Source organism: Pseudorhizobium sp. NPDC055634, from assembly GCF_053618655.1.
In genome coordinates, this window is the sequence record NZ_JBSHHW010000006.1 from 60,554 (window position 1) to 76,098 (window position 15,545).

Annotated in this window: 17 protein-coding genes; 8 read left to right on the forward strand and 9 right to left on the reverse strand. The window is 64.1% G+C overall.

Annotation, left to right across the window (positions count from 1 at the left end; genetic code table 11):
- Positions 1-141: 141 nt before the first annotated feature.
- Together rpmB and ACWGPT_RS11660 are read left to right on the forward strand one after the other, a co-directional pair.
- A complete protein-coding gene (rpmB, locus tag ACWGPT_RS11655; protein ID WP_452605771.1) occupies positions 142-432 on the forward strand; it encodes a 50S ribosomal protein L28 in 291 nt (96 codons plus the stop codon).
- Between the two features lie 110 nt (positions 433-542).
- Complete coding sequence (locus tag ACWGPT_RS11660; protein WP_452605772.1) at positions 543-1,181, forward strand: queuosine precursor transporter; 639 nt, start codon at positions 543-545, stop codon at positions 1,179-1,181.
- Positions 1,182-1,199: 18 nt separating this feature from the next.
- Here ACWGPT_RS11660 and ACWGPT_RS11665 read toward each other — a convergent pair whose 3' ends face one another.
- The 4 genes from ACWGPT_RS11665 to ACWGPT_RS11680 form a co-directional block, all read right to left on the reverse strand.
- Complete coding sequence (locus tag ACWGPT_RS11665) at positions 1,200-2,180, reverse strand: esterase-like activity of phytase family protein (protein WP_452605953.1); 981 nt, start codon at positions 2,178-2,180, stop codon at positions 1,200-1,202.
- A gap of 14 nt (positions 2,181-2,194) precedes the next feature.
- On the reverse strand, positions 2,195-4,093 hold the full coding sequence (cobT, locus tag ACWGPT_RS11670; protein WP_452605773.1) for a cobaltochelatase subunit CobT: 1,899 nt from the start codon (positions 4,091-4,093) through the stop codon (positions 2,195-2,197).
- A gap of 12 nt (positions 4,094-4,105) precedes the next feature.
- Positions 4,106-5,098, reverse strand: coding sequence for a cobaltochelatase subunit CobS (cobS, locus tag ACWGPT_RS11675; RefSeq protein WP_452605774.1), 993 nt, complete (start codon positions 5,096-5,098; stop codon positions 4,106-4,108).
- A 61-nt stretch (positions 5,099-5,159) separates the two neighbouring features.
- Positions 5,160-5,780 carry a J domain-containing protein gene (locus tag ACWGPT_RS11680; protein WP_452605775.1) on the reverse strand — a complete coding sequence of 207 codons (621 nt, stop codon included), beginning with the start codon at positions 5,778-5,780 and terminating at the stop codon, positions 5,160-5,162.
- Between the two features lie 100 nt (positions 5,781-5,880).
- Here ACWGPT_RS11680 and ACWGPT_RS11685 point away from each other — a divergent pair, with 100 nt between their 5' ends.
- Complete coding sequence (locus tag ACWGPT_RS11685; protein ID WP_452605776.1) at positions 5,881-6,162, forward strand: BolA family protein; 282 nt, start codon at positions 5,881-5,883, stop codon at positions 6,160-6,162.
- 3 nt (positions 6,163-6,165) lie between these two features.
- Here the strand turns inward: ACWGPT_RS11685 and ACWGPT_RS11690 are convergent, their stop codons facing one another.
- The 3 genes from ACWGPT_RS11690 to ACWGPT_RS11700 are packed head-to-tail and all read right to left on the reverse strand — an operon-like array spanning position 6,166 to position 9,193.
- The gene (locus ACWGPT_RS11690) at positions 6,166-7,470 is read right to left on the reverse strand and encodes an HlyC/CorC family transporter (protein ID WP_452605777.1); all 1,305 of its coding nucleotides are present in this window, start codon (positions 7,468-7,470) and stop codon (positions 6,166-6,168) included.
- Positions 7,467-8,591: a 3-dehydroquinate synthase gene (gene aroB / locus ACWGPT_RS11695; protein ID WP_452605778.1), complete on the reverse strand. Its 1,125-nt coding sequence runs from the start codon at positions 8,589-8,591 to the stop codon at positions 7,467-7,469. The genes ACWGPT_RS11690 and aroB overlap by 4 nt, the downstream gene beginning before the upstream one ends.
- Before the next feature lie 8 nt (positions 8,592-8,599).
- Positions 8,600-9,193: a shikimate kinase gene (locus tag ACWGPT_RS11700; RefSeq protein ID WP_452605779.1), complete on the reverse strand. Its 594-nt coding sequence runs from the start codon at positions 9,191-9,193 to the stop codon at positions 8,600-8,602.
- A gap of 159 nt (positions 9,194-9,352) precedes the next feature.
- Here ACWGPT_RS11700 and ACWGPT_RS11705 point away from each other — a divergent pair, with 159 nt between their 5' ends.
- The 5 genes from ACWGPT_RS11705 to ACWGPT_RS11725 all read left to right on the forward strand — a co-directional run bounded on the left by ACWGPT_RS11705 (position 9,353) and on the right by ACWGPT_RS11725 (position 13,145).
- Positions 9,353-9,508, forward strand: coding sequence for a hypothetical protein (locus ACWGPT_RS11705; RefSeq protein ID WP_452605780.1), 156 nt, complete (start codon positions 9,353-9,355; stop codon positions 9,506-9,508).
- Between the two features lie 6 nt (positions 9,509-9,514).
- Entirely contained in the window at positions 9,515-10,459 is a 945-nt protein-coding gene (gene xerD, locus ACWGPT_RS11710) for a site-specific tyrosine recombinase XerD (protein ID WP_452605781.1), read from the forward strand.
- A gap of 40 nt (positions 10,460-10,499) precedes the next feature.
- Entirely contained in the window at positions 10,500-11,453 is a 954-nt protein-coding gene (locus tag ACWGPT_RS11715) for an acetyl-CoA carboxylase carboxyltransferase subunit alpha (protein WP_452605782.1), read from the forward strand.
- Positions 11,454-11,631: 178 nt separating this feature from the next.
- Complete coding sequence (locus tag ACWGPT_RS11720; protein ID WP_452605783.1) at positions 11,632-12,912, forward strand: L,D-transpeptidase family protein; 1,281 nt, start codon at positions 11,632-11,634, stop codon at positions 12,910-12,912.
- Complete coding sequence (locus ACWGPT_RS11725) at positions 12,909-13,145, forward strand: sulfurtransferase TusA family protein (protein ID WP_452605784.1); 237 nt, start codon at positions 12,909-12,911, stop codon at positions 13,143-13,145. Before ACWGPT_RS11720 ends, ACWGPT_RS11725 begins: the two co-directional genes overlap by 4 nt.
- A 12-nt stretch (positions 13,146-13,157) precedes the next feature.
- Here ACWGPT_RS11725 and ACWGPT_RS11730 read toward each other — a convergent pair whose 3' ends face one another.
- Together ACWGPT_RS11730 and ACWGPT_RS11735 are read right to left on the reverse strand one after the other, a co-directional pair.
- Positions 13,158-14,315, reverse strand: a complete 1,158-nt coding sequence (locus ACWGPT_RS11730) for a CobW family GTP-binding protein (RefSeq protein ID WP_452605785.1) — start codon at positions 14,313-14,315, stop codon at positions 13,158-13,160.
- A 9-nt stretch (positions 14,316-14,324) separates the two neighbouring features.
- Positions 14,325-15,380 (reverse strand): D-alanyl-D-alanine carboxypeptidase family protein, encoded by a 1,056-nt coding sequence (locus ACWGPT_RS11735; protein WP_452605954.1) that lies wholly within the window; start codon positions 15,378-15,380, stop codon positions 14,325-14,327.
- Between the last annotated feature and the right edge of the window lie 165 nt (positions 15,381-15,545).

Sequence of the window (15,545 nt, forward strand, 5' to 3'; positions counted from 1 at the left end):
CAGCAACCCCAAGGTTTGGCTTGACGCGACCGCCCTCACTGACTATAGAACCGCAACTTTCCAATCAGACCAGTTGGATCGGCGCGCCGGGCATTGCCCGGAAGTACCATTCGATTGCAGAAGAACAACAAAGGTGTACCCATGTCTCGTATGTGCGAACTGACCGGCAAGGGCGTTCAGACCGGCAACAACGTCAGCCACGCAAACAACAAGACGCGCCGCCGGTTCCTGCCGAACCTGTGCCACGTCACGCTGATCTCCGATGCGCTCGGACAGCGCTTCCGCCTTCGCGTATCGGCGCACGCCCTTCGCTCGGTCGAGCATCGCGGTGGCCTCGACGCCTTCCTGCTGAAGGCTGACGAAACCGACCTGTCGATGCGCGCCCGCCTGCTGCGCCGCCAGATCGTCAAGAAGACTGCCGAAGCCGCCTAAGCTTCGACCGACCTTTCATGGTTCCAGCAGGGGCTTGACGGGCGACCGTACAAGCCCTTTCTGTTGAACAACATACGACTCGAACTGGTGGCATCACCCAGGATAAAAAAATGCGATATTTTCGCTATACCTTTGTCTATACGCTGCTGATGGCGTTCGTCGTCGTCGCCTCGAACTTCCTCGTCCAGTTCCCGCTCGCCGGCACGCTGTTCGGCGTCCAGCTCGGCGACCTGTTGACATGGGGCGCATTCAGCTATCCCGTCGCATTCCTCGTCACCGACCTCACCAACCGGCAGTTCGGCCCCTCGATCGCCCGGCGCGTCGTGCTGGCCGGTTTCGTCGTGGGCGTGACCGTCTCCTTCTTCACCTCCGTGCCGCGCATCGCGATCGCTTCCGGAACGGCCTTCCTGATCGGCCAGCTTCTCGACATCTCGGTCTTCAACCGGCTGCGCCGGCAGACGTGGTGGCGGGCACCGCTCGCCGGCTCGCTCGCGGGCTCGGCAATCGACACCGCCCTCTTCTTCTCGATCGCCTTCGCGTCCGTGTTCATCCTTCTCGGCCCGAACGACCCGTTCGCGATCGAATCGGCTCCGATCCTCGGCATACTGTCGATGGAAGCACCGCGGTGGATCTCCTGGGCCCTCGGCGATCTCGGCGTGAAGGTCCTCGTCGGCGTAGTGATGCTGCTTCCCTATGGGGCGCTGATGAGCGTTCTGAAGCCCATGCCGCCTGCCCAGCGCGCACAGTGAGGATGATCCGGCAGGCGGTCAGTCCACCAGCCGGAATTCCAGCATCAGGTTGCGCTGCAGGAAGGACCCGTTGTCATCCGACACAATGATGATGCGGGTCTCGCCGTTCTCGACAAGGACGTCGAGGCCTTCCATGTTGTCGATCTCCGCACCCATGTCGGCTTCGATCAGCACCTTCCCGTCCACCAGCGCGCCCGGCTTGATGGCGTCGGCCTCGATACGCCGCAGGCGCATGCCGACGCCGCCCAGATAGCTGAAGCGGCGCTCCAGGAGGAGCAGGTCGCCATCCGGCAGGAAGGCGCCGTCGGTCACCGCCCAGGGCTGGTGGCGTGCCACCTTGAAGACACCCTTCCGAGGTCCGTCCAGCACGGCGGCAAACAGGTTCCCATCGCCGTCTATGCTCCGCTCGGCCACCGCCACCAGCGCCCCCGCCAGAGGGCTCTCGGCAGGCGCGGCCACCAGCGTCTCGATACCGCCGTTGGTGCGCAGTTCCCGCGACGGGATCACCATGCCGACCGATCGCGGTCTGGCCTTCTCATATCCCGGATCGGGATAGGCATCGATCCGGTGCTTTCTCTCGTAGCTGACGATCAAACGACCGGGCTGCATCGCAAGCCCTTCAGCATCGATGTCGAACTTCGACGGGGACCGCCCCCTGGCGTCCAGCATCGCGTCGATCGACAGCGAGGAAAGACCCTTAAGGCGCCCGGCTGCGTCGCGTTCTATGGATCCGGTGACCCATTCCCCCGTATCCTGGACGGCCACGAAATCGCGCCCGTTCGGGCGGAAACGGATGGCGGACAGGCCGCCGAGCCGGCTGTCGGAGGACGAGAACTGGAAGCCTCCCAGGAATTCCAGCGCGCCGAAACGGGTATCGGCCGAGCCCTTCCGGAACTGCGCGATCAGGGAGGTCTCGATGGGCAGGCGATCGGTCGCGGGCGCGACCGGAGAGGCGGCGATCAACGCCAGGAGCGGCGCGAGGACGAGGCTTCGGCGCATCGGGGGAAGGTATGTCACCCGGCGCGCCGCATCCGGGATTTGCCGGCACCGCCATTCTCCTCGAACAGCGCGGCGAGCTGCTCGGTCATTGCGCCGGCAAGCTCGTCGGCGTCGACGATCGTGACGGCCTTGCGATAGTAGCGCGTGACGTCGTGGCCGATGCCGATCGCCAGCAGTTCGACCGGAGAACGGGTTTCTATCTGCTCGATGACGGCGCGCAGGTGGCGCTCCAGGTAGTTGCCCGGGTTGACCGAAAGGGTCGAGTCATCGACCGGCGCCCCGTCGGAGATCATCATCAGGATCTTGCGCTGCTCGGGACGCCCGATCAGGCGATTGTGGGCCCACATCAGCGCTTCGCCGTCGATGTTTTCCTTGAGCAGCCCCTCACGCATCATCAGCCCGAGGTTACGGCGCGACCGGCGCCAGGGTGCATCGGCGGACTTGTAGACGATGTGCCGAAGATCGTTCAGGCGACCGGGATTGGGCGGCTTGCCGCCGGCCAGCCACGTTTCGCGCGACTGCCCGCCCTTCCAGGCCTTGGTGGTGAAGCCGAGGATCTCCACCTTGACGCCGCAGCGCTCGAGCGTGCGGGCAAGGATATCGGCGCAGGTGGCGGCAACCGTGATCGGGCGTCCGCGCATCGAGCCGGAATTGTCCAGCACCAGCGACACGACCGTATCGCGAAACTGCGTGTCCCGCTCCTTCTTGAAGGAGAGCGGCTGCATCGGATCGATGACCAGGCGCACCAGGCGAGCCGAGTCGAGATAGCCCTCCTCGAGGTCGAAATCCCAGGAGCGGTTCTGTTGGGCCATCAGGCGGCGCTGCAATCGGTTGGCAAGGCGCCCAACGGCGCCCTGGAGGTGCGACAGCTGCTTGTCGAGGAAAGCGCGAAGCCGCTCCAGCTCCGCCTCGTCGCAGAGTTCCTCGGCGAGGACCTCCTCGTCGAACTCCTGCGTGAAGATGCGGTAATCCACCTTCTCGTTGAAATCGTCGAACGGGCTGTGCGGGCGTCTCGTCTCGCCGGGGGTCTCGGAGTGATCGTCAGCCTCGTCCGACATTTCATCGTCGGACATTTCGGCGCCGTCCATCTCCCCTTCGTCCATCTCGTCGTCGGCAGCTTCGCTCTGCTCGGCCGGCGCGGCATCCGAACCGGCTTCCTCCTCGACTTCCTCGTTCTCAGCCTCGTTGCTGCGCGGCTGCTCCTCGTCGTTCGGGTTTTCCATCTCCTCGGGCTCGGCATCCTCGTCGCCGAGGTCTTCGGCGACCTGCATGGAGGAGAGCATGTGGCGGACCAGTCGGGCAAACGCCTGCTGGTCCTCGATGGCACCCTTCAGATTGTCGAGGTCGCTGCCGGCCTTTTCCTCGAAGAACGGACGCCAGAGATCGAGAACCTTGCCGGCGCTTTCCGGCACAGGGGTGCCCGCGAGCTTCTCGCGCACCAGCATCGCCAGGGCCTCCGCCAGCGGCGCGTCCTCCTTGCGCTCGATCCCGGAAAAGTTCGCCTGTGCGTATTTCTCGGCGTTCATCGAGCCGAGGTTGGCGGCAACGCCGCTCATCCGCAGCGCGCCGAGCGATTCGACGCGCGCCTGTTCGACGGCATCGAAGACGGAACGCGCATCCGTCCCTTGAGGAGACAGGCTCGCATGGACCCCGGTATCGTGGCAGGCAAGCCGCAGCGCCATAGAGTCGCCCAGCCCGCGCGTCACCGCCAGTTCATGGGCGGTCGGGCGCTTGGAGATCTCGGGCAGCCGGATACGCTCCCCGGCCATGCCGGGACGCTCGTTGGCGAAGTTGACCTCCACCTCCGCGCTCCCCGCGATCGAACGGACACATCCGGCAATAGCGCGGCGCATCGGCTCGGCGTCTACCGGGCCGCCCGACCTGCTTTTCTGGTTGTCTCCGGGACCTGCCATGCCGACCCTGCCTCAGGCTCCCAGTACGATATTCGCCGCACTTTCCTTCAGCTCTACGCCGAAGGCGCGCTGGTACTGCTCGGCCACCAGCGTCCGCTCCAGCTCGTCGCACTTGTTGAGGAAGGTGATGCGGAAAGCGAAGGCGACGTCGCCGAAGATCTCCGCGTTCTCGGCCCAGGTGATGACCGTCCGCGGGCTCATCACCGTCGACAGATCGCCGTTCATGAAGGCGGAGCGTGTAAGATCGGCGACGCGCACCATCTTCGACACCGTCTCGCGGCCCTCGGCGGTCTTGCCGAAGCTCTTCACCTTGGCGGCGACGATATCGACTTCCTTGTCGTGCGGCAGGTAGTTCAGCGTGGTGACGATCGACCAGCGGTCCATCTGTGCCTGATTGATCTGCTGGGTCCCGTGATAGAGGCCGGTCGTGTCGCCGAGCCCGACCGTGTTGGCGGTCGCGAACAGGCGGAAGGCGGGGTGCGGTCGGATGACGCGGCTCTGGTCGAGCAGCGTCAGGCGACCGGAGGATTCCAGCACGCGCTGGATGACGAACATGACGTCCGGGCGACCCGCATCATACTCGTCGAAGACGAGCGCGACATTGTGCTGGTAGGCCCAGGGCAGGATGCCGTCCTTGAACTCGGTGACCTGCTTGCCGTCCTTCAGCACGATCGCGTCCTTGCCGACGAGATCGATCCGGCTGACGTGGCTGTCGAGGTTGACGCGCACGCAGGGCCAGTTCAGTCGCGCGGCCACCTGCTCGATATGGGTCGACTTGCCCGTTCCGTGGTAGCCGGAGACCATGACGCGCCGGTTGTGCGCGAAGCCTGCGAGGATGGCGAGCGTCGTGTCGCGATCGAAGAGATAATCCGGGTCGAGGTCTGGGACGTAGGGATCGCCGCTGCTGTATGCCGGCACCTTGATGTCGGTGTCGATGCCGAAGACCTCCCGGACAGAGATTGTGGTGTCGGGAAGGTTAGAAATATCCAGATCGATCTTGCTCATTATCTCTCCAAGGCGCGAGCCACCGCCCGGCCGCCATATCCTCTGCCATTCGTCGTACCGCTTAGCAGAAACCGGCTTGCTTCAACAACTGATATGCTTGGATTACGGCGCGAAAACGTTCCTCGGAACCCCGGTCCCCGCCGTTCGCGTCGGGATGATGCTTCTTGACCAACTGCTTGTAGCGGCTCTTGATCTCGTCGGACGTGGCGCTTGCGGTGAGGTCCAGCGTGTCGAAGGCCTTGGCCTCCAGCGTCTTGAGCTTGCGCGCCTGCGGGCGTGGCCGCGCCCCGTGTCCCTGGGCCACGAAGCCGAACGGATCCTTGACCCTATTATGGGAGGCGGCGGACCCGGAACGCATCGTCGAGTGAAGCGGCGCGGTCTTCGAGGCCTTGTTGACGCCCATCGTCCAGGTGGGTCGATGGCCGGTGATGGCTTCCTTCTGGTAGCGCGCGATCTCGCTGTCCGACAGGCCGGAGAAATAGTTGTAGCCCTTGTTGTAGTCCTTCACGTGCTCGAAGCAGAACAGGAAGAACTGCCCCTCCGCGTTGCGGCCGACCGGTGCCCGGTGGACGCCAGGCTTGTCGCATCCGTCCCACTGGCATACCGGCGCCTCCACGGCAGTTTCCTGCTGCGGCTTCCTGCGCGTGCGAATGCGATCGAAATATTTGGAGTCGAGTTTCATACCGGCCCATTATGGGGTTCGGGCACGAGCGCTACAAGAATTGACAAAGCGGATTCTTGCTGGTTTCTGGGTAGCCCCTTTTCCCTTCGCCGGAGGCGATATGTCCATCAAGGCCCAGATCGAATCGCTCCTCAGGGACGGGCTTCAGCCGGAGCAGATCGAGGTCATCGATGAAAGCCATCATCATGCCGGCCATCAACCGGACTTCGACGGGAGCGGCGAAACGCACATGCGGGTGAGGATCGTCGCCGCGAAGTTCAGCGCCATGAGCCGGCTGCAGCGTCACCGCGCCGTGAACGAGCTGCTGAAGCCGGTCCTCGATGCCGGCCTGCACGCGCTCGCCATCGAGGCGGCTGCCCCCGGAGAGCCCCGCCGCTGGTAGGCGTCATTCGGCGGGAAGGTCGACTTCCACCGGGCGGATGCGCAGGCGCGTGATCCGGTTCTTCTCGCGCTTGATGATGATGAAGCGCTTGCCGTAGAAGGTGAAGGCCTGTCGTTCGCGCGGGATCAGCTTGGATTCGTGGATCACGAGGCCTGCGATCGTGGTCGCCTCGTCGTCGGGCAGGTTCCAGTCGAGCGCCCGGTTCAGGTCGCGGATCGGCACGGAGCCGTCGACGAGGATGGAACCGTCCGCCTCCTGCCGCACGCCCTCGATCTCCAGGTCGTGCTCGTCGGAAATATCGCCGACAATCTCTTCCAGGATGTCCTCGAGCGTGACGATGCCCTGCACCTCGCCATACTCGTCGACGACGACTGCGAAGTGCACCTTGCGGCGGAGAAAGGCGTTTAGCTGGTCCTTGAGCGTCGTGGTGTCGGGCACGAACCACGGCTTCTGGGCGATCTTGACGATATCGAGGTTTTCCGGCTCGACATTCGGCTCGGCCAGCGCGCGCAGCAAATCCTTGGCGTGGACGACGCCGATGATGTTCTCCGTCGAGTTCCGCCAGACCGGCATGCGGGTGAACGGGCTCTCCAGCACCGTCCTGACCGCCACTTCCGGAGGATCGTCGGCATTGACAGCGCGCATGACCGTGCGGTGCTTCATGATATCGGAAACCTCGAGCTCCTCCAGGTCCAGGAGGCCGCCGACGCGGTCGCGGTCGGCTTTCTTGAAGCCGCCCTCGCGATGGAGGTGGTCGAGCGCGCTGCGAAGCTCTTCATGGCCGGAAAGCATGGAGCTTTCCTTCGAAAGATTGATCCCGACGAGGGAGAGAAGCGCGCGGACAATCGCGTTCACAGCGCTCGACAGGGGGCCGGCCACGAGCACGAAGAGGCGCACCGCCGGCGCCACCACGATCGCGAAGCGATCGGGAGAGGAGATCGCCCAGCTCTTGGGAAGGACCTCCGAAAAGATCACCAGCAGGACCGTCATCAGAAGCGTGGCGAAGGCGACACCGGAATCCCCGAACACGCCGAGAAAGACGCTGGTCGCCAGCGAAGACGCCAGGATGTTGACCAGGTTGTTTCCGATCAGGAGAGCGCCGATCAGGCGGTCGCGGCGCCGGATCAGGGACACGACGATGCCGGCCCGTTCGTCGCCATTGGCCTCGAGCGTATGCATCCGCGCCGGGGAGGTGGCCGTCAGCGCCGTCTCCGAGCCGGAGAAGAAGGCGGAAGCGACGATCAGCACGAGGATGGAGACGATCGTCAGCCAGTATTCCGACAAGACGGTGAGCAGGGTATCCATCATCGCGAGCGCATGTCCTCCAGGAAGCTCGCAACCTCGGACTGAGACACGTCATCGGCAACGAATGCCTGCCCGACGCCACGGGTCAGGATGAAGGTGAGCTTGCCGCTCTTGACCTTCTTGTCCTGGGCAATCGCATCCATGAGGACCTCCGATGGAGGAAGCTCGCCCTCGATATCGGCCATCCGCGTCGGCAGGCCCACGGTGGAAAGGTGTCCGGCGACACGCTGCGCATCATCGGGACTTGCGAGGTTCAACCGGGCGGAAAACTGGTGGGCGAGGACCATGCCGATCGCCACGCCCTCGCCATGGACGAGGCGGCTGCTGTCATAGCCCGTCGCGGCTTCCAGCGCGTGACCGAACGTGTGGCCGAGATTGAGGAGCGCACGGCGACCGGTCTCCCGCTCGTCCTCGACGACAACGTCTGCCTTGGCCTGGCAGCTGACGGCGATCGCCTCGATTCGCTCGGGTCCGCCCTCGAAGACCTGCTTCCAGTGCTTCTCAAGCCAATGGAAGAAATCCGGCTTGTCGATCAGACCGTATTTCACGACCTCGGCGTAGCCCGCCCTAAATTCTCGCGGAGGCAGGCTGTCGAGGACGGCCGTGTCCGCAAGCACGAGATCCGGCTGATGAAAGACGCCGAGAAGGTTCTTGCCGTGGCGCGTGTTGATGCCCGTCTTGCCGCCCACGGAGGAATCGACCTGCGCAAGCAGCGAGGTCGGGACCTGGACGAAGCGGACGCCACGCCGCACGATGCCGGCCGCAAAGCCTGCCAGGTCGCCGATGACCCCGCCGCCGAGAGCGATCACCGCATCGTTGCGCTCGATCCTGGCCGACAGCACCATGTCCGCGACCGCGCCGAGGTTGTCGAAGTTCTTCGTCTTCTCCCCCGGCGGAAGCGTCAGCGAAACGGCCTCCACACCGTCGGTCTGCAGGCTGTCCATGAGCGGCGCGAGGTAGTGGGAGCCGACATGCTCGTCGGTGATGATCGCGGCGCGCCTGCCCTTAAGGCGTGCGGTAAATTCGCCACCCGCGCGGCCGATGAGGCCGGGACCGATCAGGATGTCGTAGGCGCGCTCTCCGAGCGGAACATGGACGAGACGCTCTTCCGCCGTTCTCGGCATCGCGGCACTCATTCGGCCCGGCCTTTCCCTGCAAGTTCGACAACCGCGGTCAGCACGTTGGTCACCATTGTTTCCTTTCGGACATTGCCAGAGTACACGGTGAGGTCTGCCTCCGCATAGATCGGGTAACGGTGGTTCATGAGGTTTTCGAGGGTAGCCCTGGGGTTTTCCGTCTTCAGCAGCGGCCTGTGGTCGCGCTTGCTGACCCGCTCCCACAGGATGTCCAGGTCGGCCTTCAGCCACACCGATATGGCGCCTTGCTTGATGAGCCTGCGAGTGTTGTCGTTGATGAACGCCCCGCCGCCGGTCGAGATGACCCTTGGCCCGCCTTTCAGCAGCCTGTCGATCACCCTCGACTCCAGCGCGCGGAATTCGGGCTCCCCGTAGGCGGCAAACAGTTCGGCGATCGTCATGCGCGAGACCTTCTCGATCTCCGCGTCCGTATCGACGAACGGGATCGAGAGGGCCTGGGCGACCATCCGTCCGATCACGGACTTGCCCGCGCCCATCAGGCCGACGAAGACGAGGTCGCGCTTGCCCAGCGCCGCGCGGGCCTGTTCGGCAAGCGAAGCCGGCGCGACGGGTGTTAGGAGGTCTGTCATCGTCCGTTATCCATTTGTTCAAGGGTATCGACAAATGGACCGGCAGCGTCAAGTCGTGCCGCGGCGAAAGCCGTCGCCAGCCGCAGACTTGCCTGACGGCAATGCTTTAAGCATATAGTGGCGACCTCGCGCCCGATGGCGAACGGAGCTTTCCATCCCATGCCCACCCTCTTTCGCTTCCTCTTCATCCTGACGGCCATCGCCGGCGTGGTCTACGGAAGCATGCTCGCACTCGTCCTCCTGGTGGAGCCGCGCGAGCGCGAGGTCTCCGTCAGGGTTCCGTCCGAGCGCCTGAACCCCGCCCCCCGGGAGTAGGCGGCCATGGCCGATCTCTCCTACGCCCGCATCGAGGCCTTCCTCGAGATGATGAGCGCCGAACGTGGCGCGGCCGCCAACACGCTTGCGTCCTATCAGCGGGATCTCGACGATCTCCACTCCTTCCTCGCCGCCCGGAAGGTCTCGACGGTCGCGGCCGGCAACAGCGACCTCAGCGCCTATCTGGCCGATCTCGGAAGGAAGGGATTTGCACCCAGTTCCCAGGCCCGCAGGCTCTCGGCCATGCGGCAGTTCTACAGGTTCCTCTATGCAGAAGGCCTGCGGGGCGACGACCCCACATCCACCCTCGACAGTCCGAAGAAGCGCAGGACCCTGCCGAAGGTCATGAGCGAGGAGGACGTGACGCGCCTTCTGGAGCAGGCGGCAAGGGAGGCCGATGATCCCTCCCCCGGCCAGTACGCCCGGCTCCGGATGCTCGCGCTGATCGAACTCCTCTATGCGACGGGAATGCGGGTCAGCGAACTCGTCTCGCTGCCCGCGAGCGTCCTCGGCCAGGAAGGACGCTTCCTGATGATCCGGGGAAAGGGCAACAAGGAAAGGTTGGTCCCGCTGTCAAAATCGGCGATCGCCGTCCTGCAGCGGTATCGACAGTCGCTGCAGGCGACGCGGCCGGACGCGGCAGACGGTTCCTGGCTATTCCCATCGTCGGGGAAGGAGGGTTACCTGCCGCGCCAGGTCTTTGCCCGCGACCTGAAAGCCATCGCCGCGCGTGCCGGACTTAGAGCCGCCGCAATTTCACCGCACGTGATGCGCCACGCGTTCGCGAGCCATCTCCTGCAGCACGGAGCGGACCTGCGCATCGTTCAGGAATTGCTGGGTCATGCGGACATTTCCACCACGCAGATTTACACACATGTGCTTGAGGAACGGCTGAGGCAACTGGTGCAAACGCACCACCCCCTTGCAAAAAGCGGTGAAAACCGGGATTAGAAGGCCGCCGCCAAGCCAGAATGATCGGAACACGGATCTCATGCAGACTTATCTCGACTTCGAAAAGCCTATCTCAGACCTCGAGGCGAAGATCCATGAACTGAAGAAGCTTGCCGCGGAAGACGAGAGCATCGACACCTCGGAAGAGATCGCGAGGCTCGAGGGGCGCGTGCGCGAAGCGACCGAGGAAATCTACTCCAAGCTGAACGCCTGGCAGAAGACCCAGGTGGCCCGCCACCCGCAGAGACCGCATTTCGTGGACTATGCCGCCCACCTGCTGACCGATTTCACGCCGCTCGCCGGCGATCGCGGTTTTGGCGAGGATGCGGCGATCCAGGCCGGCCTCGCACGTTTCCGGGGCCAGCCCGTCGCCATCATCGGCCAGGAAAAGGGCCACGACACGAAGAGCCGGCTGAAGCACAACTTCGGCAGCCCCCGTCCGGAAGGCTACCGCAAGGCGATCCGCGTCATGGAAATGGCAGACCGCTTCGGCCTGCCGATCATCTCGCTGGTCGACACCGCGGGCGCATATCCGGGCGTCGGCGCGGAAGAGCGTGGTCAGGCGGAAGCGATTGCCCGCTCGACGGAGATGTGCCTGGGAGTACGCGTTCCCATGGTATCCGTGGTGATCGGCGAGGGCGGATCCGGAGGCGCGATCGCCATCGCGACCGGCAACCGCGTCTACATGCTGCAGAACGCCATCTATTCGGTCATCTCGCCGGAAGGGGCGGCCTCCATCCTCTGGCGGGACTCCACCCGTGCGAAGGAAGCCGCCACCAACATGCGCATCACCGCCGAGGACCTCAGGGAACTCGGGATCATCGACGACATCATTCCCGAGCCCGTCGGCGGCGCCCACAGGGACCCGCAGACGGTCATCACCGCGACCGGAAACGTCATCGAGGCAGCCCTGGCGGAACTCAGCCAGCTTTCCGGCGATGAGGTCCGCGCCGCGCGCCGCCAGAAGTTCCTGCAGATCGGACGCAACCTCTGATCTGCGGAGCGATACATAGCGCAATTTGGCCACATTGCTGTTCAGAGTGACAGCAAGCCGCAGTTTTGCTTTACAGACGGGGACGAGCGGTTAAGAAGATGTAAAGCTTACCGCTTCACTATCGCTGCTGTTGTCCAGATTTCTGGTGTCCGCAACACACAGTCACGTGGTCATGCCGATGCGCCTGAAAAACATCGCTATCGCTCTTGCACTTGCGACAGCCCTTGCAGGCTGCAACGATACTCTCGACTCCGTCGACGTATCCAAGATCAAGAACAAGGTGGAGCATCCCCTGCCCTCCCGCATCGTCGCGGAGATGCAGAAGAAGAACATGCCGCGCACCTCGCCGATCATGATCCGCATCTTCAAGGAAGAAGGGGTCCTCGAAGTCTGGAAGGCGAAGGCCGACAACCGCTTCGACATGATATCGAGCTATCAGATCTGCGCCTGGTCAGGAAAGCTCGGACCGAAGAAGAAGGAAGGCGACCGGCAGGCGCCCGAGGGCTTCTACAACCTGACGCCGGCGCATCTCAATCCGAATTCCAAATACTTCCTGGCGATCAATACGGGCTTCCCGAACCGCTACGATCAGGCCAATGGCAGGACCGGATCCAACCTGATGATCCACGGCGCCTGCTCCTCGTCCGGATGCTACTCGATGACCGACGAGCAGGTCCTGGAAATCTACGCCTTTGCCCGGGACGCCTTCAAGGGCGGCCAGTCGGCCGTGCAGCTGCAGGCCTTCCCCTTCCGCATGACGGCCGAGAACATGGCCCGCCATCGCGACAGCGAGCATCATGATTTCTGGCAGATGCTGAAAACCGGATACGACAACTTCGAGGTCACGAAGCGTCCTCCGGAGGTGAATGTCTGCGAGAAGAAATACGTCTTCAACCAGCAGGTCGAGGGCACGGGAGCGTTCAACGCCGCCGCGGCCTGCCCGCCGATGTCGGCGCCTCCGGCCCTGATGGCCGCTCTTTCGTCGCATCAGAAGACCTACGAGGTCGCCTATGAGAAGGCGGTCAAGAAGCTCGACGGCATGGTCTGGTACGAGCCCTCCGAGGCCGAACGCAAGGCCGTGGTGGCCGAGAAGCGGAAGGGCCGGGACATCGCCTACGCGCCGACCGGAACCTCTCTCGAAGCCGGCAAGCTGATGAAGCGGGAAGCGTTCGAAGCGCTGATGGCCAAGCGTACCGCACCGGAAAGCAAGCCGGCCACGACGATGCTGGCCTCGACCTCCGCCCGGCCGGAGACCGCCGCCGAACGGATGAAGCAGGACCGGCTGCCGGGCCCGGAGACCGAGATCGCGAGCACACCCGCGGCCGAGCAGCCGGTGGCCACGGCCGACGCATCCACCGGTACGATCCCTATCCCCGTCCAGAACCCCATGGCCTATGCCGCACCGCCCGTCAGCGACAGCAAGAAACGGCCCTTCTGGAAGATCTGGTCGCAGGAATGATGTCCCGCACATCGGAGGCCGCCTACGACCTGCGCGGCCTCAAATGCCCCCTCCCCGTGCTCAAGACCCGTCGTCGCCTAACGTCGATGCGCTCCGGCGAGGAACTCGTCGTCGAGACGAGCGATCCCCTGGCAGGCATCGACATCCCGCACTTCTGCCGGGAGGAAGGCCACGAACTGCTGCAGTCGGAAAAAACCGGCGACGGCCACCGCTTCCGCATCCGGAAGGGATGACCGCGAACTCGCTTAGATCCTCATACCGGGAACGGCGAGGGGATTGTCCTCGAGGGCGGCACGATCCGGGCGATCGATGCGCGGCTGCCCGGTAAATGCGGCGAAGACATCGGAGACGAACTCTTCCGAGAGCCCCTGGGTGATCAGCACCATCCGCGTCCGCCGGTCCGACCCTGCCGGCCAGGCATTCAACCGCTGGGGCGGGTGGAAAATCGTCTGCACGCCGTGCAGTACGAGCGGCCGGTCCGGGTTGTCCGACAGCGCCACCACAGCCTTCATCCGTAGCAGCTTCTCCCCATGGGCGGAGCGGAGCAGGTCGACGAACATGTCGATGGCCACCGGATCGATCGGCCGATCGCAGATCAGCGAGAAGGAACGAATGTCATCGCCATGACGGTTTACGTCGTGGTGGTGATGGTGATGACCATGATGGTGGTGATCGTCGTGGCCATGCCCGTGAGCAGGGTGCTGAGCATGACCTCCCGGCGCTTGCGCCAGTTCGTCCTGGAGCCACCGTTCCACGTCGGGGTTCTTGGTGGCGAGGTCGTAGAGACCGTTGGCGAGCACGGCAGCGCTCGCGGCCTCCGCGATGTCGCCGTCCATGCGGGGCGCGCGGGGGTTCAGCGCCGTCAGGCGGGCCTCGAGAGCCTCAAGCCGGGCGGCATCGGCGAGCGACCTTTTCGACACGACGAGGCGATCCGCCACGGCCACCTGCTTGGCGGCTTCCGGATGCCGGTCGAGCGTCGCCAGGCCGTGAACCGCATCGACGACGGTGACGACGCCGTCAAGTTCGAAGTTCTGGGCGATGACCGGGTGCCCCATGATCGACTGCATCACCGGTGCCGGATCCGCGAGCCCCGTCGTCTCGATGACGATCCGCCGCAGGGGCTTGAGCTTCCCGGTCTGGATGGCATCCATGAAATAGGCGAGCGTATCGACGAGTTCCCCCCGGACCGTGCAGCAGAGGCAACCGTTGGAAAGCTGGATCAGCGCGTCTCCGGATGACTCGACCAGCAGGTTGTCGATGCCGACCTCACCGAACTCGTTGATGATGACGGCCGTATCAGCCATGGCGGGATCCTTCAGGATCCGGTTGAGAAGCGTCGACTTGCCCGCGCCGAGAAAGCCGGTGAGTATCGAGACCGGAATTCGGCCGGAAGCAGAAGACATCGGGTCCACTCAGAAAGTTGGTCGGGGAAGCGGGATCGGCACATTGGCGATCTCGTTCTCACCCTTGGTGCTTGCAGCGAGTTCGGAGCCGGGGATCAGGCCGGCAAAGCTGTAGCGCGGCGGCCGCGACATTTCCTTGATGTATGGCGAATGCACGACCATCCGGCCGGCATCGTCCCGGCCTTCGCTGCGCACCTTCGCCGCCTTCGGGTTGCAGATCTCGGCGCTGACGTCGTTGACGGTTCTCGTATCGCCATATGGCGCCAGAGAGGAGAGCGGCTCGCCCCGGCCGAGAGGCGCCGACAGGCCCATCTGCAGGAGTTCGGCGGATTCGTCGGCGCGCCCGGCGAGACTGTCGGAGCCGAGGACCACCGAAACCACGGTGCGGCCGTTCCGCGTCGCCGACGAGACCTGATTGAAGCCGGAGGCACAGATAAAGCCGGTCTTCATGCCGTCGGCGCCGTCGAAGCGACCGACGAGCATGTTGAAGTTGCCGTAATTCTTCTTGCCTGTGGTGACGCCCTCGAGCGCGAAATAGCCTGCATACTGCGGAAATTCCCGCTTCAGCTGCACGGCAAGGACGGCCATGTCGCGGGCCGTCGTATACTGCCCCTGGCCCGGCAGGCCGTGGGGGTTGATGAAGCGGGTCGACGTCATTCCCAGACGGGCGGCTTCGGCGTTCATCATCACGATGAACTCGTCGAGCGTCCCGCCGACCGTCTCCGCAATGGCCACCGCGACGTCATTCGCGGATTTGACCAAAAGCAGCTTGAGGGCGCTGTCGAGCGTCAGTTTCGAGCCCGGCTTGAAGTACATCTTGCTGGCCGGCTGGTCCGCGGCCCTCTTGCTCATGACGACTTCCGAATCCAGCGACAGCTCGCCCGACCGCAACGCCTTGAAGGCGACATAGGCTGTCATCAGCTTGGTGAGCGAGGCCGGGTACCACTTCCGGAACGCCTCCTCATGTGCAATCACGCGGCCCGTACGAACGTCCACCACCATGCTCGGATTAGCATGAGCGGCACTAGCCGACGCCAACACCGCAACGGCGAGGGCACATGCCATCACCCGGGGAAAACGCGGCAGGCTGGTACGATCGATGAGCAAGGCATGATCCTCGTTGTCTCGGGAACGAGCGTGGCCATAGGCGGCCTATGTGGCCAAGCAATGGCAAAGAAGATTGATTGCGTCAATCGCAACCGCCACTATGCAAGGGGGCGAGGATTCACG